The sequence below is a fragment of the Desulfotruncus arcticus DSM 17038 genome (assembly GCF_900113335.1).
Lineage (GTDB): Bacteria > Bacillota > Desulfotomaculia > Desulfotomaculales > Desulfallaceae > Desulfotruncus > Desulfotruncus arcticus.
Map to the genome: position 1 here is coordinate 77,724 of NZ_FOOX01000013.1, position 19,888 is coordinate 97,611.

General features: G+C 47.5%; 23 protein-coding genes and 1 other annotated feature. Of the genes, 20 read left to right on the plus strand and 3 right to left on the minus strand.

Annotated elements, in window-relative coordinates; all coding sequences use genetic code 11:
* Positions 1-10 precede the first annotated feature (10 nt).
* From BM056_RS16745 to BM056_RS27685, 5 genes are all read left to right on the plus strand, one after another.
* Positions 11-1,099, plus strand: coding sequence for a ferredoxin oxidoreductase (locus BM056_RS16745; protein ID WP_092472560.1), 1,089 nt, complete (start codon positions 11-13; stop codon positions 1,097-1,099).
* A gap of 131 nt (positions 1,100-1,230) precedes the next feature.
* Complete coding sequence (locus BM056_RS16750) at positions 1,231-1,989, plus strand: thiamine pyrophosphate-dependent enzyme (protein WP_092472561.1); 759 nt, start codon at positions 1,231-1,233, stop codon at positions 1,987-1,989.
* A gap of 1 nt (position 1,990) precedes the next feature.
* Positions 1,991-2,557: a 2-oxoacid:ferredoxin oxidoreductase subunit gamma family protein gene (locus tag BM056_RS16755; protein WP_092472562.1), complete on the plus strand. Its 567-nt coding sequence runs from the start codon at positions 1,991-1,993 to the stop codon at positions 2,555-2,557.
* Positions 2,558-2,572: 15 nt separating this feature from the next.
* Positions 2,573-2,833 (plus strand): 4Fe-4S dicluster domain-containing protein, encoded by a 261-nt coding sequence (locus BM056_RS16760; RefSeq protein WP_092472563.1) that lies wholly within the window; start codon positions 2,573-2,575, stop codon positions 2,831-2,833.
* Positions 2,834-2,918: 85 nt separating this feature from the next.
* A complete protein-coding gene (locus BM056_RS27685) occupies positions 2,919-3,134 on the plus strand; it encodes a sigma factor G inhibitor Gin (protein WP_092472564.1) in 216 nt (71 codons plus the stop codon).
* Here the strand turns inward: BM056_RS27685 and BM056_RS16770 are convergent.
* Positions 3,044-3,301: a hypothetical protein gene (locus tag BM056_RS16770; RefSeq protein ID WP_092472565.1), complete on the minus strand. Its 258-nt coding sequence runs from the start codon at positions 3,299-3,301 to the stop codon at positions 3,044-3,046. The two genes, BM056_RS27685 and BM056_RS16770, sit on opposite strands and share 91 nt — an antisense overlap.
* Before the next feature lie 426 nt (positions 3,302-3,727).
* On the opposite strand from BM056_RS16770, the gene BM056_RS16775 reads away from it, so the two are divergent.
* The 6 genes from BM056_RS16775 to rsmI all read left to right on the plus strand — a co-directional run bounded on the left by BM056_RS16775 (position 3,728) and on the right by rsmI (position 8,993).
* Positions 3,728-5,197 carry an aminotransferase class I/II-fold pyridoxal phosphate-dependent enzyme gene (locus BM056_RS16775; protein ID WP_131820778.1) on the plus strand — a complete coding sequence of 490 codons (1,470 nt, stop codon included), beginning with the start codon at positions 3,728-3,730 and terminating at the stop codon, positions 5,195-5,197.
* Positions 5,198-5,216: 19 nt separating this feature from the next.
* Positions 5,217-5,837 (plus strand): dTMP kinase, encoded by a 621-nt coding sequence (gene tmk, locus BM056_RS16780; RefSeq protein WP_238456509.1) that lies wholly within the window; start codon positions 5,217-5,219, stop codon positions 5,835-5,837.
* A 140-nt stretch (positions 5,838-5,977) separates the two neighbouring features.
* Positions 5,978-6,958, plus strand: a complete 981-nt coding sequence (holB, locus tag BM056_RS16785) for a DNA polymerase III subunit delta' (protein ID WP_092472568.1) — start codon at positions 5,978-5,980, stop codon at positions 6,956-6,958.
* A gap of 3 nt (positions 6,959-6,961) precedes the next feature.
* Positions 6,962-7,894, plus strand: coding sequence for a PSP1 domain-containing protein (locus tag BM056_RS16790; protein ID WP_092472569.1), 933 nt, complete (start codon positions 6,962-6,964; stop codon positions 7,892-7,894).
* Positions 7,806-8,114, plus strand: coding sequence for an initiation control protein YabA (locus tag BM056_RS16795; RefSeq protein WP_092472570.1), 309 nt, complete (start codon positions 7,806-7,808; stop codon positions 8,112-8,114). Before BM056_RS16790 ends, BM056_RS16795 begins: the two co-directional genes overlap by 89 nt.
* 6 nt (positions 8,115-8,120) lie before the next feature.
* A complete protein-coding gene (gene rsmI, locus BM056_RS16800) occupies positions 8,121-8,993 on the plus strand; it encodes a 16S rRNA (cytidine(1402)-2'-O)-methyltransferase (protein WP_092472571.1) in 873 nt (290 codons plus the stop codon).
* 7 nt (positions 8,994-9,000) lie between these two features.
* On the opposite strand, the gene BM056_RS16805 is transcribed toward rsmI, so the two are convergent.
* Entirely contained in the window at positions 9,001-9,255 is a 255-nt protein-coding gene (locus BM056_RS16805) for an AbrB/MazE/SpoVT family DNA-binding domain-containing protein (protein WP_027364316.1), read from the minus strand.
* A gap of 187 nt (positions 9,256-9,442) precedes the next feature.
* Positions 9,443-9,710 (plus strand) — a binding site (T-box leader).
* 42 nt (positions 9,711-9,752) lie between these two features.
* Here BM056_RS16805 and metG point away from each other — a divergent pair.
* From metG to BM056_RS16850, 9 genes are all read left to right on the plus strand, one after another.
* Positions 9,753-11,309, plus strand: a complete 1,557-nt coding sequence (metG, locus tag BM056_RS16810) for a methionine--tRNA ligase (protein WP_092472726.1) — start codon at positions 9,753-9,755, stop codon at positions 11,307-11,309.
* Positions 11,310-12,083 carry a TatD family hydrolase gene (locus BM056_RS16815; RefSeq protein ID WP_092472572.1) on the plus strand — a complete coding sequence of 258 codons (774 nt, stop codon included), beginning with the start codon at positions 11,310-11,312 and terminating at the stop codon, positions 12,081-12,083.
* A 32-nt stretch (positions 12,084-12,115) separates the two neighbouring features.
* Positions 12,116-12,652: a cob(I)yrinic acid a,c-diamide adenosyltransferase gene (cobO, locus tag BM056_RS16820; RefSeq protein ID WP_092472573.1), complete on the plus strand. Its 537-nt coding sequence runs from the start codon at positions 12,116-12,118 to the stop codon at positions 12,650-12,652.
* A gap of 290 nt (positions 12,653-12,942) precedes the next feature.
* Positions 12,943-13,944 (plus strand): resuscitation-promoting factor, encoded by a 1,002-nt coding sequence (locus BM056_RS16825; protein ID WP_092472574.1) that lies wholly within the window; start codon positions 12,943-12,945, stop codon positions 13,942-13,944.
* 120 nt (positions 13,945-14,064) lie between these two features.
* Positions 14,065-14,928: a 16S rRNA (adenine(1518)-N(6)/adenine(1519)-N(6))-dimethyltransferase RsmA gene (gene rsmA, locus BM056_RS16830; protein WP_092472575.1), complete on the plus strand. Its 864-nt coding sequence runs from the start codon at positions 14,065-14,067 to the stop codon at positions 14,926-14,928.
* Between the two features lie 25 nt (positions 14,929-14,953).
* Entirely contained in the window at positions 14,954-15,424 is a 471-nt protein-coding gene (locus BM056_RS16835) for a ribonuclease H-like YkuK family protein (protein ID WP_092472728.1), read from the plus strand.
* Positions 15,425-15,721: 297 nt separating this feature from the next.
* Positions 15,722-16,753, plus strand: coding sequence for an ABC transporter substrate-binding protein (locus tag BM056_RS16840; RefSeq protein WP_092472730.1), 1,032 nt, complete (start codon positions 15,722-15,724; stop codon positions 16,751-16,753).
* A gap of 203 nt (positions 16,754-16,956) precedes the next feature.
* Complete coding sequence (locus BM056_RS16845; protein WP_092472576.1) at positions 16,957-17,808, plus strand: ABC transporter permease; 852 nt, start codon at positions 16,957-16,959, stop codon at positions 17,806-17,808.
* Between the two features lie 15 nt (positions 17,809-17,823).
* On the plus strand, positions 17,824-18,996 hold the full coding sequence (locus BM056_RS16850; RefSeq protein ID WP_092472577.1) for a quaternary amine ABC transporter ATP-binding protein: 1,173 nt from the start codon (positions 17,824-17,826) through the stop codon (positions 18,994-18,996).
* A 21-nt stretch (positions 18,997-19,017) separates the two neighbouring features.
* On the opposite strand, the gene BM056_RS16855 is transcribed toward BM056_RS16850, so the two are convergent.
* Positions 19,018-19,836 (minus strand): glycosyltransferase family A protein, encoded by an 819-nt coding sequence (locus tag BM056_RS16855; protein ID WP_092472578.1) that lies wholly within the window; start codon positions 19,834-19,836, stop codon positions 19,018-19,020.
* Positions 19,837-19,888 lie beyond the last annotated feature (52 nt).

Below are 19,888 nucleotides of genomic sequence, written 5' to 3' on the forward strand. Positions count from 1 at the left end.
GCATAAATCAATGCCGGAAAAACCTATTCAGGGAGAAAAAAGGGCTTTCATGACCGGTAACGAGGTAGTCGCCTGGGCAGCCATGGCGGCGGGTGCCGAAATTATGTACGGTTACCCCATCACTCCCCAAAATGAGATCATGCATTACTGGACCAGAATGATTCCCAAGTACGACCGCAGGTTTTTACAGACTGAGGACGAGCTATCCGCCGGTTTCACCACCGTGGGCGGCGTTTTGGCCGGGAGAAGGGCTTTTACAGCTACTGCCGGACCCGGGAACACTCTGATGCAAGAGCCTTTAAGCATGGCGGAGGCAATGCGTTTGCCTGTCGTCGTAGTGGTGCAGCAGCGCGGCGGTCCCTCAACTGCAACGGTTATTTATTCACAACAGGAAGTTACCATGACCACACTGGGAGGTAATGGTGAAGGTTTGCGAGTGGTTTATTCAACCGCTACCCACCAGGAGCTTTTCGACTATACCATCAAATCTTTCAATACCGCCTGGAAATACCGTTTTCCCACCTTTGTTTTAGGCGACGGCTACCAGGCCAAGATGAGAGAATCCCTGATGCTTTATGATCCACAAGCCAAAGGGATTGAAATGGTGCCGACCGAAGCTTATGTAGGCAAACCCGGGCTGCCGGGCACGGACAGGCCTCCCACACATATGAGAAATACTTACAATATTGAGGAAGAGCTTTACGAGGTGCTCGAGCAGTATTTGGCCGACTATGCCGAGGCTGCGCCGCAAATAGCCGAATATGAAGCTTTTGACACTGAAGATGCTGATTTGGTGATTGTTTCACACGGTGTAGTATCCAGAGCCTGTAAGTCTGCGGTTAAAGAACTCAGGGAGGCGGGTTATAAAGTTGGTTACTTCCGCCCCATTACCCTGCGCCCGCTGCCGGTGGACCAGCTAAGGGAAACAGCCGGCAAGTGCCAGCAAATGCTGGTGGTGGAATCCGCCAACGGTCAGCTTGACCGGTTGGTCAAGGAGGCCATTTATGGTTCAACAGTGGAAATGCTGTCCCTGTTTAAACCAGGTGTGGGGATAACCTCCGAGGAAGTAGTCGCCAGGGTTAAGGAGATAAAAGGTTAGTAAAGTTTAGTTTAAGGTAAAGATAGAATTTGGGCTGGTTTAATAGATAAAAAGATTATGATATAAAATTGTTTTCTTGATTACGGCGTATAAAAAATTTGCCGAGAGAGATTGAAAGGGGGCTTTAATTAATGTCAGTACAGCCTGCCATGCCAAAATGCTGGCGCATTGAATCCAAACCCCATAAATTCTGTCCGGGCTGCGGACATGGCCTGGTGCTCAAAGCTATTGGGCAGGCCATAGATGAACTGGGCATTCAGGATAAGGTTGTTTTCGGTTGTGACATCGGCTGCTCACTGTTGTCCTGGGACTTCTTCAATTGTGATACCATTCAAACCCACCATGGCCGCACAACTCCGGTTGTTACCGGTATTAAACGGGCCAATCCCGACGTTATTGCCATAGCCTATATGGGCGACGGCGGCGGATATGCCATTGGCTCACAGCACCTGGTAAATGCCTCTTCCCGTAATGAGCGCATTACGGCCATTCTGGTCAACAACACCCAGTATGGTATGACCGGTGGCCAGATGGCTCCCACTACCATGCCGGGGCAGAAAACTGAAACTTCTCCTTACGGCCGTGATCCTGAAAAAACAGGTTATCCCACTCAGGGTCCGGAAATGGTGGCGGCGATAACTCCGGAGGGAGCTTATGTGGCCAGGGGTACAGTGGCAAATATCAAGCAATTGAAGGGCTACATTAAAAAAGCGCTGGAAAACCAGATAGCCGGGAACGGGTTCAGCTTTGTTGAAGCATTATCCACCTGCCCCACCAACTGGCGCACCAATGCAGAAGAAACCTGGAACTTTGTTGAAAAGGAAATGACCAAATATTTTAAGGTTGGGGAAGTTAAAGTACCCGGTCCCCGGGAGAAGGAGGGACAATAGTATGGCTAAGGTGGTAAAAATCGCCCTGGCCGGCGAAGGTGGCCAGGGGGTTCAGTCCGTGGCCCAAATCATTGCTGAGGCGGCCAATGAAGAAGGGCGCGAAGCCCTGTATATACCAAACTTTGGTGTTGAGCAGCGCGGCGGCGTTTCAGTTGCTTACCTGCAAATAGGAGACGAACCTATCGGGGCGCCTAAATTTCAAACAGCGGATATCGTAGTGGCTTTGAGTGACAGGGCTGTCCGGAGAACTAACAAATACGTTGGCCCTGAAACAGTTTTTGTTTACGACAACGGGATTGAAGACATAGAGGAAGACCTGCCCAAAAATGCCAAAAAGGTTCTGGGCATTCCCGCTATTGAAGTTTCCAAGAAAGAACTGCACCCGCGGGTGTTCAATATTATCATTATGGGCGCGGTGATTAAAGCAACTGAAGTGGTGGCCGTGGACGATGCCAAGGCTGCCATTGAGAAAAAGCTTGGCTATAAATTTGAGAAGAACCCCAAGCTGCGGGATATGAACTTCCGGGCCATTGAGCGCGGCATGGAACTTGTGGCCAGCGTAATGTAAAGGGGGTATAAATAAATGGCTCAAACCTTTAATGGTCGAACCTTGGAAACAGAAAAGGGACATTGGACAATCTTCCCCGGGCTTTGTAAGGGCTGCGGCCTCTGTATCCAGAAATGTCCTAAAAAATGCATGAGCTGGTCCGATGTGCTGGGAGTTTACGGCACTCCTTCGGTTGAGATAAATGATGAGTGCATTGCCTGCGGCATCTGCCAGAATTTCTGCCCGGACTGTGCCATAGCTGTAGAAAAAAAGAAGGAAGAAAAAGAAAAACATTAAAAATTTGTAAAGCTGCGGGAAATACCGCAGCTTTTGGTTTGCACCGGAACACTTAAATGTGCATATACTACAATAGGTGATTAAAATGATTTGTGCTTTTTGCGGAGAAAAGATAATTGATGACGGGCTTTTTGTTCTGGGAAATTATATCTGTGCACTTTGCGAGTCCAAACTTGTAACAATTAAAGCCAACGATACCAATTATGACTTTTACAAAAGCGGCCTTAAAAAAATGTGGCGTTGCGCCGGCGCTTGTTCACCGTCAGCCGAGATCATTCTGGCCAGCCTGGCCCGGCGGTGATATAATTCAATTTCGCTTCTAATTCGGTGCAATGTGGTAACGTTAACTCCGGTAATCCTGGAAAGTTCCAGATCATTAAAGCCTTTTTTCCAGGCCCGGATCAGGCGGGGCACATTAGTACGATACTTGCGGCAAAGTTCCTTGGTATCGAAATTTGCATAGGACATGCCCATCAACTCCTTCATTTTATTTTGACCCATGTGGTGATCTTTATTATGTAAATGAATTGCAAAACAGGGGATCAAGATTTATGATTAATGGGAAGCTAGGAGACAGGAGTCAGAATAAAAGAACATTTAAGTATTCTGAACTCTGAATAGACCGCCATGCCTCTAAGCTCAGCCAAGCAGAGGATGAAAAATAGATAACGTTAGCAAGGTGATCCGGTGGCTTCCCGGAGTAAGCGGAGCACTGGATGCGGTCCATAGCCCGTCATAGCCCCAAAGCTTGACCCCGAAAGGGCGTAGCGTATCGCTAATGCTATTTGTTGCAAGCGTTGTATATAAATACTACACGAGCTACAAGGAAAATTGCGGAGCGCACGGAGGGAACCACCGGAGAGCCAGTTACAAGTAACTTAAAAACTAAAACGGGTGAGAACATTGTCTGGTGATCATACTGAGATGCCCATAGTTGCCGCTTTAGATAATTTTAGCCAAAAAAAACCATTGCGGTTTCATGTGCCGGGGCATGGAGGCGGACAAGCCCTGCACCCGGCAATGCGCAAGGCGAATCTGCCTAGCTGGGATGTTACGGAGCTGGACGGTTTAGATGATTTGCACAACCCTTCCGGGGTGATTGAGCTGGCTCAAAAAAAAGCCGCCGGGCTATACGGGGCCAGGCATACTTTTTTTCTTATCAACGGCACCACTGTGGGCATTCAGGCATTAATTGCCGCTGCCTGCTGCGAGCCTGACAGCGCCATAGCCCTGCCGCGCAATGTCCACCGGTCGGTGTTGGGCGGTCTGGTGTTCAGCGGAGCCCGGCCGGTTTTTATTGAGCCTCAGTTGGTGCCCGGGTTTGATTTTGCCGCCGGGTTTACCGGGGCAGCTTTAAAACAGGTTTTACAAGCAGTTCCTGAAATTGCTGCTGTACTGGCTGTTCATCCTTGCTATTACGGGGTGGTTGGCAATCTGGCGGAAGCTGCCGAAATTTGCCACCGGTATAATATACCTTTGCTGGCTGATGAAGCACACGGAACGCACCTGCGGTTTAGCCCGCATTTACCGCCCGATGCGCTGGAACAAGGAGCTGACGCCACTGTACAAAGTGTGCATAAAACGGGGGGCGCATTAACCCAGGCATCCTGGCTGCACCTGGCGGAGGGAGGGCGGGTGGACCGGAAGAAAGTGGCGGGAGTCTTGCGTCTGCTGCAATCCAGCAGCCCTTCCTATTTGCTGATGGCCTCATTGGATGCTGCCAGGCAGCAGCTGGCCCTGTGCGGACGGGCGTCTCTGGATGCCGCGTTGGACACAGCGCTGGAGGCAGCCCGCGCGATTAAGGCTATTCCGGGTTTGACGGTTTTGGGACCGGAACATCTTGCCCGTCCCGGAGCGGTTGATTATGACCCCACCCGGCTGGTAGTTTCTTTTAGGGAACTGGGGCTGAGCGGTTATGAGGCCAGCCGGCTTTTAGCGGAGGAATACAATATATACGTTGAAATGGCTGACATCTATAATATTGTGGCGGTATTGCCGATAGGGGTAAACCGGGAAGAAGTGGGTGCGCTGGTACATGCTCTGGCCGGTATCAGCGGCCAAGTGCGGGGCGCTGCGCTTAAGGGGGACAGCCCACCGCTAACCATGCCCCAACTGCCTCCGCAAATTATGACACCACGCCTGGCCTGGTTGGCCCGTAAGCGACAGGTGAGGTTGGAAACGTCCGCCGGATTGGTCAGTGCCGAGGCGGTAGCAGTTCAGCCGCCCGGAATTGCGGTAATTTACCCCGGGGAGGAAATTACACCTGCGATTATAGAATACTTAATGGTTGCCAGGGACCACGGTTTGCAGCTGCATGGTGCGGCTGACCCGCGGCTTGGCACCATTGAGGTTGTGGATTGCTGACTGCAGGGAGATGAACAATTTGGCATCCGGTAAGTTTATTGTATTTGAAGGTATCGATGGTTCCGGTAAAACCACCCAGATTGATTTAGTAGCCAAAATTCTCCAAGAGCGGGGCAGACAGGTTGTTTGCACGCGCGAGCCCGGCGGCACCAGAATCGGGGACATGCTGCGCAAGCTACTGCTGGACCCCGCCAATAATGATTTAAACCCCCGTACAGAGGCGTTTCTTTACGCAGCTGACCGGTCCCAGCATGTAACAGAGGTAATTTTACCTGCGCTGGAAGCGGGCAAAATTGTTATTTGCGACCGGTATCTGTATTCAACCATAGCTTACCAGGGCTGGGGCCGCGGTATTGACACGGGTTTTTTGACCGGTTTGAACGGTTTGGCCAGCGGCTGGCTGGTGCCGGACAGAGTGATCCTTTTGGATATTGATGTGGATAAAGGCCTCGCCAGGGCTCTGGGGGAACGCTCGCCCGATCGCCTGGAAATTGAAAAAAATGCGTTTTTTCAGCGGGTACGGCAAGGTTATCTTGAGCAGGCGAAACTCCACCCTAAAATATTTCGGGTGATCCAGGCCGGTGAAGATAAACAAGAAGTTAATCGCAGGGTGTTAACAGCCCTTGATTTATCTCGTTAACCGCCGCTAAGACTCCCGCCTCTACAGGCGGGAGCCTTAGCGGCGATAAACTCGAAATAAGTGCGACTAAGGTTCAGGTGGGGTCAAAACCCCACCTGAACCAAGTCTTCTTTAATATAATTGCACCTGGAGGTAAGAAAATGCTGTTCTGGCGTGATCTTGCGGGACACGAAAGAATAAAGGAAAGCTTGTTTAAAGCCCGGCAGTTGGGACGCATATCGCATGCCTACCTGTTCAGCGGACCGCCCGGTGTAGGTAAAAAAACTGCGGGACTGGCTTGGGCAAGAGCGCTTTTATGTAAAAAAGGTGATACTGATGCCTGCGGCTTTTGTTACGATTGCCAATTATTTGAACGTGGAGCGCACCCGGATTTGAAAATCATCAGGTCCCAGGGAGCTTCCATTAAAATAGCACAATTAAGAGAGCTTCAAGACAGCGCTGCCCTGACGTCCTTTGGAGGGGGCAGGCAGGTTTATTTAATAGAGCAAGCTGAGAAAATGACCAACGCGGCGGCCAATTGCTTTTTGAAAATACTGGAGGAACCGCCTGCGGGGGTGGTATTTATCCTGGTTGCGGATGATGGTATGGCCATGCTCTCTACGGTAATGTCCCGCTGCCAGCATTACCGGTTCAATCCGCTGCCTGAGGATGATGTCCTGCAGGTATTGGGCCGGACTTGCGGCGGCAATAACGATCAAGCCCGGGTGGCGGCAAGAATGTCCATGGGCTGCCCCGGCCGTGCCTTACTGATGCTAAATGGATCGGATCAGCGGGAAGAAATGCTGCAACTGCTGATGAGTTTGACCGGGCAGCGACGTTATCTGCCGGTTGATGGTTTAGGTTTAGACGGGCGGGAAGACCTGGATGGATTTATTAATTGTACCAGATTATTTTTTAGAGATGCTTTGGTGTGGAAAATTTCCGGTTCAACGGAATTATTGATCAATATTGATTATCAGGAAGCTATAGCTGAATTGGCCGGGGCTTATGAAGAACAGGACCTGGTGGATATACTGTTAACACTGGAAAAATCCGCGCGCAGGCTGGCGGGAAACGCTAACCAGCGCTTACTGATTGACTCCTTGGTGCTTCAAATAACAGGGAGCGAACGGGAGGTATAGATATTGTCATATCTGGTTGTTGGAGTGCGCTTTAAAAAGGCCGGGAAGGTATATTACTTTGATCCCAACGGCTTAAATTTGTCTATCGATGATGGGGTGATTGTTGAGACATCCCGGGGTATTGAGTATGGCACAGTTGTTATCGGCTCCAGGGAGGTCCCGGAGGAAGAGGTGGTAGGGTCCCTGAAAAAGGTGCTCCGCCGGGCTAATGAGGAAGATTACGCTCAACTGCAGGCTAACCGGGAAAAAGAAAAAAAAGCCTTTGATATTTGCCTGGAAAAAATAGCGGCCCATGGTTTACCGATGAAACTGGTGGATGTTGAACAAACCTTTGACGGTAACAAGATCATATTTTATTTTACGGCGGATGGCCGTATTGATTTTAGAGAACTGGTTAAAGATCTCGCATCAGTTTTTAGAACACGTATAGAACTGCGCCAGATTGGCGTAAGAGACGAGGCTAAAATGATGGGCGGACTGGGCTGCTGCGGCAGGGAACTGTGCTGTTCCATGTGGCTGTCTGATTTTGCTTCGGTGTCCATCAGAATGGCCAAGGATCAAAATCTTTCCTTAAATCCCACAAAAATTTCAGGTATCTGTGGAAGACTCATGTGCTGTCTGAAATTCGAAAACGATGCGTATGAGCAAGCCAAGGAAATATTTCCCGAGCCGGGTAAGCGGGTAACCACGCCTGATGGTGACGGAAGGGTAACCGGTATTAATATTTTTAAGCAAACCGTAAGTGTTGAATTGCGCGAAAGTAAGATAATCATGGAATACCCCCTTAATATAGTTCAGATAACTGAACCCGTGGCAGGTGATCAAATTGAAGCCACTGACTCTAAAAATGAAAGCGCTGGAGACCAAAGCCCAGGACCTGCTGAACGAAATCAAAGGCATGAAAAGCCTGGTCGAAACTCTGGAAACAGAAAATGAAAAGCTAAGGAGACAGCTGGCACTCCTATATGGTGTAAATGAGCCTGAAGACGCGGGTAACGCCGGTACCATAAGCCCGGGCAGGGAAAAGGTTACGGGCAGACAGAATCTGCTTAATTTGTACGATGCCGGCTTTCATGTCTGCAACCTGTATTTTGGGCAGTCCAGGTTCGAAGGCTGCCTGTTTTGCGCCGCCTTTTTACGCAAGGATCAGGAGTGATGCTTTTTGACGGCACCGGAAAGCGGTGTTTTATATCTTTGTGCAACACCAATAGGTAATTTGGAGGATATCACTTTAAGAGTGCTGCGGGTATTGCAGGAAGTGGATTTAATTGCGGCTGAAGACACGCGCCATACCCGCAAGCTGCTTAACCATTATGATATACGGGCTGAATTAACCAGCTATCATGATCATAACCGCCGCAGCAAGGGCGAAAACTTGCTGCAGCAGCTGGCTGCCGGACAGAACGTGGCCCTGGTTAGCGATGCCGGTATGCCGGGGATATCCGACCCCGGCGAAGAATTGGTTGTTGAGGCGTTAAAAAGGGGCATTCCTGTTATCCCTTTGCCCGGCCCCAGCGCACTGATTACGGCGCTGGTTGTTTCCGGCCTTTCAGCGGAACGGTTTGTTTTTGAAGGCTTTTTGCCCAGAAAGAACAAAGACCGGGCCGGACGCCTTAGCGAGCTGGCCACGGAGGGCCGAACCATAATTATCTATGAGGCGCCGCACCGGCTGATCAAAACGCTGGAGGAACTGCTGAACTGCCTGGGAGATCGTCCGGCCTGCGCGGCCAGGGAACTGACCAAGCGGTACGAAGAAGTCAGACGCGGCTCCATCAGTCAGCTATTGGAACATTTTAGCGCACATGCGCCTAAAGGTGAATTCGTGTTGGTGGTAGGAGGTTATTCCGGGTCAAGAGAAACGGCCGCAGAAGGGTGGGAAGACCGTTCCTTGACACCGGATGAGCAGGTGCGGATATTAACTGATGAGGGGCTGTCTCCCAACGAGGCGATTAAAAAAGTAGCCCGTCTGATGGGTATATCCAGACGGGAATTATACCAGCGGTTAAAAACAAACAGAACCGGTAAGGAAAAATAATTTACTACTAGATGGCTTTTACATTTTCAAACATGGCCACGGCACAGCTTCTGCATACAAGCTTGCCACGGTAATGCTGCACGTCGGCGGCGTTGCCGCAGAATACACAAGCCGGCTCGTATTTTTTCAGAATGATTTTTTCGTTGTCTACGTAGATTTCGAGCGCATCTTTTTCATCAATGCCCAGGGTGCGGCGTAATTCAATGGGTATAACTACGCGACCCAGCTCGTCCACTTTTCTTACAATACCAGTTGATTTCATTAACTATCCCTCCCAAAATTATACACTACATAATTCGACATAAAGTGATTATGTTGCACAAGTAAATGGTACCAATGATGTAATTAAAAGTCAACGTTTTTTTGAGAAATTTTGGTTAATTATGCATAAAAATTTATTGTTTAGGGAAAACTTGACAAGATACAGGTTTTTAATTAAAATTTCCTTGTTAAAGGCGATGAAGGAGAAGAGTAAATCCGGAAGATCCGTTCAGAGAGCGGGGCAAGGTGAGAGCCCGCCGGATGGTTCGGGTTGAATATGGCTTCCGAGCCGTCGGCTGAACAAATTTTATTGTGTTTAATTAGGCCGCACCGGGTTAAGCACCGTTATCAGTCTTGGGGTATCGGGAATTTACGTTCCCTGTGCCTTGCAAAGGCTTTATTCCGGCCGGGATAGGGCAAAATAAGGGTGGTACCGCGGATTATTCCGCCCCTGGGTTTCCAGGGGCGTTTTTATTTAACTTTAGGAAGGAGTTTATCATGTCTGACAAGAAGACTTTTTACATTACCACACCTATCTATTACCCCAGCGACAAGCTGCATATCGGCCACGCCTACACTACAGTGGCCGCTGACGCCATGGCCAGGTATAAAAGGCTTACCGGCTATGATGTTTGGTTTTTGACCGGTTCGGATGAGCATGGCCAAAAGATAGAACGTTCAGCCCGGGAACGGGGACAAACGCCACTGGAATACGTCGATAAAATAGTGGCCGGTTTCCAAAACCTGTGGCAAAAATTAAATGTCAGCAACAATGATTTTATCAGGACCACGGAAGAAAGACACAAGCGTGTGGTGCAAAAGATTTTTCAAAAGCTTTATGATCAGGGTGATATCTACAAGTCAAGTTATGAAGGCTGGTATTGCACTCCCTGCGAAACTTTTTGGACGGAAGGCCGGCTTGAAGAAGGTAATTGCCCGGACTGCGGGCGCCCGGTGGAACTGCTGAGGGAAGAAAGCTATTTCTTTAAAATGTCCAAGTATGCCGACAGGATGTTGAAGCACATTGAAGACAACCCGGATTTTATCCAGCCGGTTTCCCGGCGCAATGAAATGGTCAGTTTTATTAAAAGCGGGTTGGAAGACTTATGCGTATCCAGAACTACTTTTGATTGGGGCATCCAGGTGCCCTTTGACCCAAAGCATGTCATCTACGTTTGGGTTGACGCTTTGACTAATTACATCTCCGCCCTGGGTTACGGGGAAGAGCATGATGAACTGTATCAAAAGTATTGGCCTGCGGACATTCACCTGGTGGGTAAAGATATCGTACGCTTTCACACCATTATCTGGCCGATGATTCTGATGGCTGTGGATCTGCCGCTGCCCAAACAGGTGGTGGGGCATGGCTGGCTGTTATTGGAAAGCGGCAAGATGAGCAAATCCAAGGGTAATGTGGTGGACCCGCTGGTACTTATTGACAAATACGGCGTTGATGCGATCAGGTATTATTTGCTAAGAGAATTGCCATTTGGCGCTGACGGCTATTACTCGGAGGAGGCCCTGGTGCATAGAATTAATCAGGACCTGGCCAACGATTTTGGCAATTTGTTCAACCGCACCTGCGCCATGGTATATAAATATTTTAAAGGACAACTGGAGGCGCCCGGTGCGCCGGAGGGGCCGGACGCTGAGCTGATTGAGCTGGCGGAAAAAACCCCCGGGGCGGTGGAAGACTTGATGGAACGCAGAGAAATCTCCAACGCCCTGGCGGCAATACTGCGCCTGGCAGGCAGGGCCAATAAGTATCTTGAAGAAACGGCTCCCTGGGCGCTGGCCAAAGACCCCGAAAAACAAGGCCGGCTGAATACCGTGCTATATAACGTGGCTGAAGTGCTGCGTATCGCCACGGTGATGATTACGCCGTTTATGCCGGGACTGCCGGGCCGGGCCTGGCCGCTGCTGGGGATGGAGGACCGCCCCGAGCTGCAGGGCTGGGATTCCCTGGAGTGGGGCAAATTGCCCGGGGGTACGGTGCTGAAGCGCGGTGAGCCCTTGTTCCCGCGTATTGACCCTGCGACCTTGGAGGTTGAATAGATGTCATTGGAGCTGTTCGATACTCATACGCACTTATACGACGAACAGTTTGCGGGTGATTTGGAAGATGTGTTTGGCAGAATGGCTGATGCCGGCGTTACCCGGGCATTGTCTATAGCTTTTGACCTTAATTCCTCAGCGGAATCTATAGCTATGGCCGCAAGCCGGCCGGGTATCCGGGCCTCTGTGGGTATTCATCCCCATGATGCGGAGGAAGTTCCTGCGGATTACCTGGCCAGGCTGGCTGAAATGGCCCGCCGGCCGGAAGTGGTTGCTCTGGGGGAAATGGGGCTGGATTATTACCGCGACCTATCCCCAAGGCCGGTACAGCAGAATGTGTTTCGGGAGCAGTTGGCCCTGGTCCGGGAATTGAACATGCCGGTAATTATTCATGTGCGGGATGCTTTCGGCGATTTGCTGGAAATACTGTGCCAAGACGGCATAAGCCCGGCGGGCGGGGTAATGCATTGTTTTAGCGGCAGCTGGGAGGTGGCCCTGAAATGTATGAAAATGGGCTTTTATATTTCACTGGCCGGGCCGGTAACTTTTAAAAATGCGGTAAAATTAAAAGAAATTGCCGCCCGGGTGCCGCTGGACCGTCTGCTGATTGAAACCGACTGTCCTTATCTGGCGCCGGAGCCCCGCCGCGGCCGCCGCAATGAGCCTGCCTACGTCCGTTATGTAGCCGAGCATATTGCAGAACTGCGTGGGGTTGGTCTGGAAGTGATAGCACAAAACACTACCGCCAACGCCATTAAATTATTTCAAATTTAAATAAATTAAAAAAGAATGGGGGGGATTCGAACTTGGCCAAAGAGACAAAGGGGCTGGTGCTGGTCTTTACCGGTAACGGCAAGGGAAAAACCACTGCGGCTTTAGGGATGGCCCTGCGCGCCTGGGGGCAGGAGATGAAAGTGCTGGTGTTGCAGTTTATTAAAGGTGGTTGGAAATACGGCGAATTAATCGCTGCGGAAAAGCTGGGACCAAATTTTGAGATGCGTCAAATGGGAGAGGGTTTCATCAAAGATACCGGCGGTAACGGACTGGAAGCCCACCGCGCCGCTGCGCAAAAGGCGTTGGTTCAAGCTGCGCAGGCTGTGCGGGCCGGTGAACATGACCTGGTGATACTGGATGAAATAAATTACGCGTTATCGTACGGGCTGGTGGATTTAAAGGATGTTTTGGAGATAATCAAATCCAAGCCACCGGAGATGCATCTTGTGCTAACAGGGCGCAACGTGGCTGACGAGGTGGTGGAACTGGCTGATCTGGTTACCGAGATGCGGGAGATAAAACACCCCTTTGCTGCCGGTATACCGGCCCAAAAGGGAATCGAGTTTTAGTTGATCAACAATTTCAGCTGCCCCGGGGCGGCTGTTTTTTTTTAAATTTCCCAGGCAACCGGGCCAAGGAGGGAGGGATACGCTGCCTGTCCCTGCTGCTGTGTTTTTTAAAATCTCCCAGGGAGTGGATATTTTGATACCTGCTTCATATATATAGAAAGGGCTGGTAAAAAATAAAAAATATATACTGGCAGGAAACAAACTGCAACTTAGCGAATTAATAATATTACCGCTTTGAAAGAGTTAAGTTGGACAGGTAGTTTGTTGTCGGTACTCTTTGGGAGGTAATAATGAGCATTAATGGAAAAACGGTAAACAATGCGGCGGCCGCCAACTTGGCTGTTGGCCGCGTAGCGGCAGCTGCCGCGGCGATTTTAATTCTGTTGACTTGCAGTATCATAACCTATCATGCTTCCAAAAAAAATATAAACCTTGTGATGGACGGAAAACAGATTGAAGCAAAAACTTTTGCTTCCGATGTTGACGGCCTGCTCAGTGAGCATAACGTCAGGCTGGGGGAAAAAGACAGGGTTTATCCCGGGGTATCGGAAAAGCTGGAAGACAACATGACTGTCACAGTAAGAAAGGCTGTACCGGTTACTTTACAGGTAGCGGATCAAAGATCACAGGTGATTACGTCCGCTGCTACTGTCGGTGAGGTGCTTGAAGAAAACGCTATTACATTAAATAAACTTGATATCGTCAATCCCGCGGTTGATCAGCCGGTTGAAAAAGGCTTGGAAATACAAGTAGATAAAATAACAACCAGCGTTATTGAAGAAAAAGTTTCGATACCTAATAATATCAAGCGCGAGCAAGATAACAGCCTGGTTAGCGGCATAGTCAGGATTATTCGGGAAGGCCGCCAGGGATTAGCTATTAAAAAATGGGAAATTGTTTTGAAAAACGGTAAGCAAACCGAAAAACGACTGCTGGCCAGCAATATTGTGCAGCAGCCCGTGGATAGGGTTGTCAGAATAGGAACGCTGCAAACAGTTTCCCGGGGCGGCAACCAGATTAGATTTTCCAAAGCTTTTAGCATGGTTTCAACTGCATACACCCATACAGGTAGAAACACTCGCACCGGTATTGCGCCGAGGGTGGGGGTGGCGGCGGTGGACCCCTCTGTAATACCACTGGGCAGCAAGCTTTACGTTGAGGGCTACGGCTATTGCCAGGCGGCGGATGTAGGCGCTAAAGTCAAAGGGAATCGGATTGACGTGTTTATGGATACCAGAGGCCAGGCTTTACAATGGGGCAGGCGAAATGTAAATGTATACTTGCTTAATTAAAAAAGGGGGTAAAAAGCCCTCTTTTTTTGACTTTAGGATTAAATCGGTTAATATAATAGGTAAGGAGTCAGAATTAATCTGACTTCTGACTCCTGATTACTGGTAGAGCGGAGGAGAGCTATGAGATCCCTGTCACCGGGTTTGGTTCGGGATTTGCTGGGCCGGTATAATTTCAGGATAAAAAAAGGTTTCGGACAAAATTTTCTCATTGATAATAATATAATTAAGAAAATAGTGGAAGCTGCTGAACTTAAATCAACTGACACAGTGGTTGAAATTGGGCCGGGTCTCGGTTCTCTGACCCGCAGGTTGTCGGAAAGGGCGGGCAGGGTTATAGCTTTGGAAATTGATCGCACTCTGCTGCCTATTCTGGAAGAAACACTTGGCGAATATGATAATGTAACTCTCATAGAAGCAGATGCTTTGAAAACTGATTTTAACCGGGTGGTTGGGGAGTATTCCGGTCCCGTCGCGCAGTATAAAATAGTTGCCAATCTGCCTTATTACATTACGTCACCATTAATTATGCACTTTCTAGAAAACAGTTTTAATGTAAGCAGGATTGTCATAATGGTCCAGGAGGAGGTGGCCCGCAGGTTAACAGCAAAACCGGGAAGCAAAGAATACGGGGCACTGACTATTGCCGTTAATTACTATGCCAGCGTGGAAACAGCATTCAGGGTTCCCCGAACGGTGTTTATTCCCAAACCGGAAGTTGGTTCGGCGGTAGTTTGCCTTGATGTACGGGATGGCCCTCCTGTTAGTGTTTTAAACAGGGATAATTTTTTTGCTCTGGTAAAAGCGGCATTTCAGCAAAGGCGCAAAACTTTGCTAAATGCCCTTAGCGCGGTGGACAGAGAGTATTCCAGGGAAGATTGGTTGGGTATGCTGGGTGAGGCGGGCATTGACCCCTCGCGCCGGGGAGAAACTTTGGACCTGGGGGAATTCGCTATTCTAGCTAATATTTATACCCATGACAAGTAACTGTAACAAAAAGGAGATGGACCTGTTGGTCTTTATCAGCCCTTCTAAAGGGAGGCTTTCCTTTGAGAAAATGATGAAGGACATAACTGAATATATCAAAGGTTTGCCTTTATCATCGTATAAAATTATTATTGGCACGGATTCCATGGTCAGGGAAGAAACCTGTTTTATAACTGCAGTTGTTGTGCACCGTTTGGGTAAAGGAGCCAGGTACTATTATCGTAAAATAAAACATCGAAAAATTAAAAGCATCAGGCAAAAGGTTTTTTATGAAACGGCCTTAAGTCTTGAATTAGGTGGACAAATAGCCAAGGTTTTTTCTGAAAGCGGTTTTGCAGAGCTGCCGGTGGAAATTCATATTGATGTTGGTTTACAAGGGGAAACAAGGAACTTAATTAAAGAAGTAGTAGGTATGGTGACCGGCAGCGGGTTTCAGGCTAAAATCAAACCTGAGGCTTACGGGGCCTCCAGTGTTGCAGATAAACATACAAAGTAATAAAAGGTGATCGGTAAACCGTGTATAAAAACTTTTTTGCACGGTTTTTTTATGTAATTAAAAATATAGCATCTGCCAGTTGATTTTTGAATGGCCGTGTGGAGAGATTCATCCGACAACTTAACTAAAAATATTAAGTTGTAAATTGATGTATTTATAAGCATATTGCTGTTATTGTGGGAATAATCTAAAAATGCCCCGGAAATAAAGGAATGCCAGGATTTCATTTTGCTGAAATAATAAAGTAAACTAAAGAATAATCAGAAAAATGGAGGGAAATGGAGGGAATAGGTGGACATGCGGGAAAAAGGTTGGATTAAATTTATATCCGGTTTATTGGTCATTTTGGTAACATTTTTACTTGGTGGCTGTGCCGCTACTAATCAGAATCAACAACAGGCAGCCGACGAGCAAAAACCACAACTTATTTTTGCCGATCCTCAATGGGATAGCGTAGAATTTAATAATGCCGTGGCTCAATACATTATTGAAAATGGATACGGTTATCCAACGGATACCACCAGCGGATCTACGGCAATTACCTTTGAGGGTTTAGTTAACGGCGACATTGACATTTACATGGAAGTTTGGACAGATAACTTGCAGCCCAAATATGGAGAAGACGTAAAAAGCGGCGCTATCCAAGAACTTGGCGTTAATTTCAGTGACAATGCCCAAGGGCTTTATGTACCCACATATCTGATTAATGGTGATCCCGCCAGAGGTATAGAACCGCTGGCTCCGGATCTGAAATCGGTACAGGACCTGCCAAAATACCAGCAGTTATTCCAGGACCCCGAGGACCCGTCTAAAGGCCGGATTTTCGGGTCTCCCGCCGGGTGGGAAGTTGATAAGATTCTTCAGGCAAAGATTAAAAACTATGAGCTTGATAAAAACTACAATTATTTTAGCCCCGGTTCAGACACAGCTCTTGCCACTTCCATAACTAAAGCCTATGAAGAAGGAACCCCCTGGCTCGGCTATTATTGGACACCAACTTGGATTATGGGTAAATACGATATGACTTTGCTTCAAGACACACCTTATAGTGAAGAATTGTGGGATGGTGGCTATAGATGTGCATTTCCTTCGATGAACATCACGATAGCTGTTAATAAGAATGTTCCCCAAAAGGCGCCGGATGTTGCAGAATTTCTAAAAAACTATCAAACCAACAGTGAGTTATTGAGCAGCGCCCTGGCCTATATGCAGAAAAATGATGTCAAAGTGGATCAGGCTGCTATCTGGTTTTTGAAAAACAACGAAGATACCTGGACCAAGTGGGTTCCCGGCGACATTGCCCAAAAAGTTAAGGCGACACTCAAATAAGATCTAATTACAGCTTCTAAAATTAGGACGAAGTCGCATGTTAAAATATCGGCTTTGTCCGCTTTTAATAAAGAAGACTTGGTTCAGGTGGGTTTTGACCCCACCTGAACCTTAGTCGCACTTATTTCGAGTTTATCGCCGCTAGATTCCCGCCTATAGAGGCGGGAATCTTAGTGGCGATAAACGAGATAAAGGGGTAAAAAATGAATCAATTTCCAGAATTTCTGAACATAAATATTGGGCAATATGTTGAAGATTTTATAACATGGCTGATGCATAATTTTGGAGGATTCTTTCACGCAGTTTCATCCGGTATTTTATGGTTTCTTCTGCAAATGCAGAATTTAATGTTTTTTATACCCTGGTGGCTGGTATTGCTCATAGTATTCTTGATCGGATGGAAAGTTAAAGACCTGACGTCCAGTATTATCTATACTCTTTTAATTCTTTTGGTAGGGGCGTTTGGCCTTTGGGATTCCATGCTGCTAACCCTGTCCATTGTCATAACTGCTGTTGTAATTTCTATGCTGCTGGGAATTCCCCTGGGTATTCTCATGGCTTATAATAATGTATTTAATACTTTTATGCGGCCAATTCTGGATGGCATGCAGACGATGCCCAGCTTTGTGTATTTGATTCCCGCTCTATTGCTTTTTGGGATGGGTAAAGTACCGGCAGTATTTGCCACAATGATTTATGCGATTCCCCCCGTTATTCGCTTAACCGATTTGGGCATCCGCAATGTTCCAAAAGAAATGGTCGAAGCCGCTCATTCCTTTGGCTCTTCCAACTGGCAAACTCTGATCAAGATTCAGCTTCCCCAGGCCCTGCCCACAATTATGACCGGGATCAATCAAACAATTATGATGGCGCTGTCCATGGTTGTAATCGCATCCATGATTGGAGCTAAAGGATTAGGGCTTGACGTGCTGGGGGCAATTCAGCATATTGATATTGGACAAGGTTTTGAAGCCGGCATTAGTATTGTCTTTCTGGCTATTATTATAGATAGGCTGTCACAATCCGTTGCCACGCGATTTAAGTATCCGGAATAGGAGTATAGTCAAAAAATGAACGCAAAATTAAAAGTTGAACAACTAACGAAAGTGTTCGGGCGCAATCCCCGTTCAGTTTTACCTAAATTAGCAAAAGGACTGTCCAAGGAACAGATTCTTAAAGAAACCGGGCATACGTTAGGCGTAAACAAAGTTTCCTTTGAAGTCGCCGAAGGGGAGATCTTTGTTATCATGGGTCTGTCGGGAAGCGGCAAGTCAACTTTGATCCGCTGCTTAAATCTTCTCAATAAGCCCACAGAGGGGAAAATCTATGTAGATGGAGAAGACATTGTTCATTATGACAGCAAAGATTTAAAAGCATTTAGACAAACGAAAGCAGCCATGGTGTTTCAGCATTTTGGTTTATTCACCCACCGAAAAGTAATTGATAATGTAGCGTATGGCCTGGAAATTAAAAATGTTTCCCAGTCGGAGCGTTATAACATAGCCCGGGAAACTTTAAGCAGCGTCGGTTTGCAAGGCTGGGAAGATAAATATCCCAATGAATTAAGCGGAGGAATGCAGCAGAGGGTGGGTTTGGCCAGAGCCCTGGCCACCAATCCGGATATTCTCCTTATGGACGAGCCTTTTAGCGCCCTTGACCCTTTGATTAAGCGGGAAATGCAACAAGAACTGTTGGATATTCAATCACGTCTAAAAAAGACTATTATTTTTATTACCCATGACATCAATGAAGCTTTTAAGCTGGGCGACCGGGTTGCCATTATGAAAGATGCGGTCATTGAACAAATCGGAACTCCCGAGGAAATCCTGGCCAAGCCCAGAAATGAATATATTCAAAAATTTGTCCAGGATATCGACCGTTCTAAAGTATTGCAAGCAAAAAATATTATGTTTAAACCTTCTACCCTGGTTTCTCTTAAAGATGGCTTAAAAGTGGCCATTAAAGAAATGGAACAAGGTGGAATCTCCAGTATTTTTGTATTGGATAATGAGCGTCGGTTACAAGGGCTTGTGACCATTGATGATGCCATTAGAGCTCTTAAAGAGGATAAAAGTATAAAAGATATTTTGAAGCAAGAATTTTACACTACGGATCCGGAGACCTATATGCACGAACTGATTCCTTATGCTACAGAAACTAAATACCCCATTGCCGTGGTTGATGAAAACAAAAAAATGTTAGGTATTATCTTGAGGGTAACAGTACTATCTAATTTAGTTTAAATTAGAGGCTATCAAGTTTTCTCAATAATAGTTATGCTCAACCTCTCCCTTTGCAAATTGCTCCAAAAGGTCCAGGCGCCTTTCCCCGTTATACCCGATGTATTCCTTGCCATCCTTGGTCCTGTTGCCCGGTGGTCTCTTTCCTTCCTTCCACGTCAGGGCTTCGAGGCAATCTCCAATAATTGTTTCAGCTATTTTATTAACATGTTCATAACTCCTTAGCGTGGAGCCAAGCATTATATGAGGTATTTCAGCTGCAGCCTCTACCTTGAGCCCGGCCCCGGCTGATTTTGACAATAAGAGGGGCGGAACTGCGAAATCGTATGGTGCAGCCAGGCTATGCAATTTCCCCGACACTGCGTGGGGACCATGTGAAGGTGTGGCGGAATTGATTTTATCAAACAGTTTTAGATGACGGTTTAAGCTGTTGCGCATTTCGATCAGGCATGCTGCAGTTGAGCTTAATTGAGTTTGAATATAATCGGGATAACAATTGGTTAAGGCTAAATCTATTCCCCGGTATTTAACAGCATCAATTAAATTTTTTAATGCCCCCGTATCAACACCATGCATATCCCCATCCACAAAAAGAGACCCTTCAGCGTTCATTTTTTTAGAAATTATTGCGCCTACCGCACGGGGGACGTCAATTCCCAGAGATTCCGAAAAGACAATCGGTGCCAGTATGGGGCAGTTTAATTGCTGCAACACCTGTAATGAATTATCAGTACACCCGTTTAGTACCGGAATAATTAAATCAATGGAATCCAGGGGTAATTTCATGATAACTTTTTTCAGGTTTTTCGCTTCGTTCTTGGCCGGTATTATAGCCACAAACATATGCACGGCCCCTTTCAAGCTATCCCAGGTTGTTCCAGATTATGCTGAGATT

What these genes read in the sequence shown, in the direction of transcription:
- BM056_RS16855 (WP_092472578.1), bottom strand. Translation starts at nt 19,836, where the DNA reads ATGTTTGTGGCTATAATACCGGCCAAGAACGAAGCGAAAAACCTGAAA.
- holB (WP_092472568.1), top strand. Translation starts at nt 5,978, where the DNA reads ATGCTGTTCTGGCGTGATCTTGCGGGACACGAAAGAATAAAGGAAAGC.
- BM056_RS16750 (WP_092472561.1), top strand. Translation starts at nt 1,231, where the DNA reads ATGTCAGTACAGCCTGCCATGCCAAAATGCTGGCGCATTGAATCCAAA.
- BM056_RS16825 (WP_092472574.1), top strand. Translation starts at nt 12,943, where the DNA reads ATGAGCATTAATGGAAAAACGGTAAACAATGCGGCGGCCGCCAACTTG.
- BM056_RS16795 (WP_092472570.1), top strand. Translation starts at nt 7,806, where the DNA reads ATGAAAGCGCTGGAGACCAAAGCCCAGGACCTGCTGAACGAAATCAAA.
- BM056_RS16850 (WP_092472577.1), top strand. Translation starts at nt 17,824, where the DNA reads ATGAACGCAAAATTAAAAGTTGAACAACTAACGAAAGTGTTCGGGCGC.
- BM056_RS16755 (WP_092472562.1), top strand. Translation starts at nt 1,991, where the DNA reads ATGGCTAAGGTGGTAAAAATCGCCCTGGCCGGCGAAGGTGGCCAGGGG.
- BM056_RS27685 (WP_092472564.1), top strand. Translation starts at nt 2,919, where the DNA reads ATGATTTGTGCTTTTTGCGGAGAAAAGATAATTGATGACGGGCTTTTT.
- BM056_RS16845 (WP_092472576.1), top strand. Translation starts at nt 16,957, where the DNA reads ATGAATCAATTTCCAGAATTTCTGAACATAAATATTGGGCAATATGTT.
- BM056_RS16805 (WP_027364316.1), bottom strand. Translation starts at nt 9,255, where the DNA reads ATGAAATCAACTGGTATTGTAAGAAAAGTGGACGAGCTGGGTCGCGTA.
- BM056_RS16770 (WP_092472565.1), bottom strand. Translation starts at nt 3,301, where the DNA reads ATGTCCTATGCAAATTTCGATACCAAGGAACTTTGCCGCAAGTATCGT.
- BM056_RS16745 (WP_092472560.1), top strand. Translation starts at nt 11, where the DNA reads ATGCCGGAAAAACCTATTCAGGGAGAAAAAAGGGCTTTCATGACCGGT.
- metG (WP_092472726.1), top strand. Translation starts at nt 9,753, where the DNA reads ATGTCTGACAAGAAGACTTTTTACATTACCACACCTATCTATTACCCC.
- BM056_RS16815 (WP_092472572.1), top strand. Translation starts at nt 11,310, where the DNA reads ATGTCATTGGAGCTGTTCGATACTCATACGCACTTATACGACGAACAG.
- rsmA (WP_092472575.1), top strand. Translation starts at nt 14,065, where the DNA reads ATGAGATCCCTGTCACCGGGTTTGGTTCGGGATTTGCTGGGCCGGTAT.
- BM056_RS16840 (WP_092472730.1), top strand. Translation starts at nt 15,722, where the DNA reads ATGCGGGAAAAAGGTTGGATTAAATTTATATCCGGTTTATTGGTCATT.
- BM056_RS16760 (WP_092472563.1), top strand. Translation starts at nt 2,573, where the DNA reads ATGGCTCAAACCTTTAATGGTCGAACCTTGGAAACAGAAAAGGGACAT.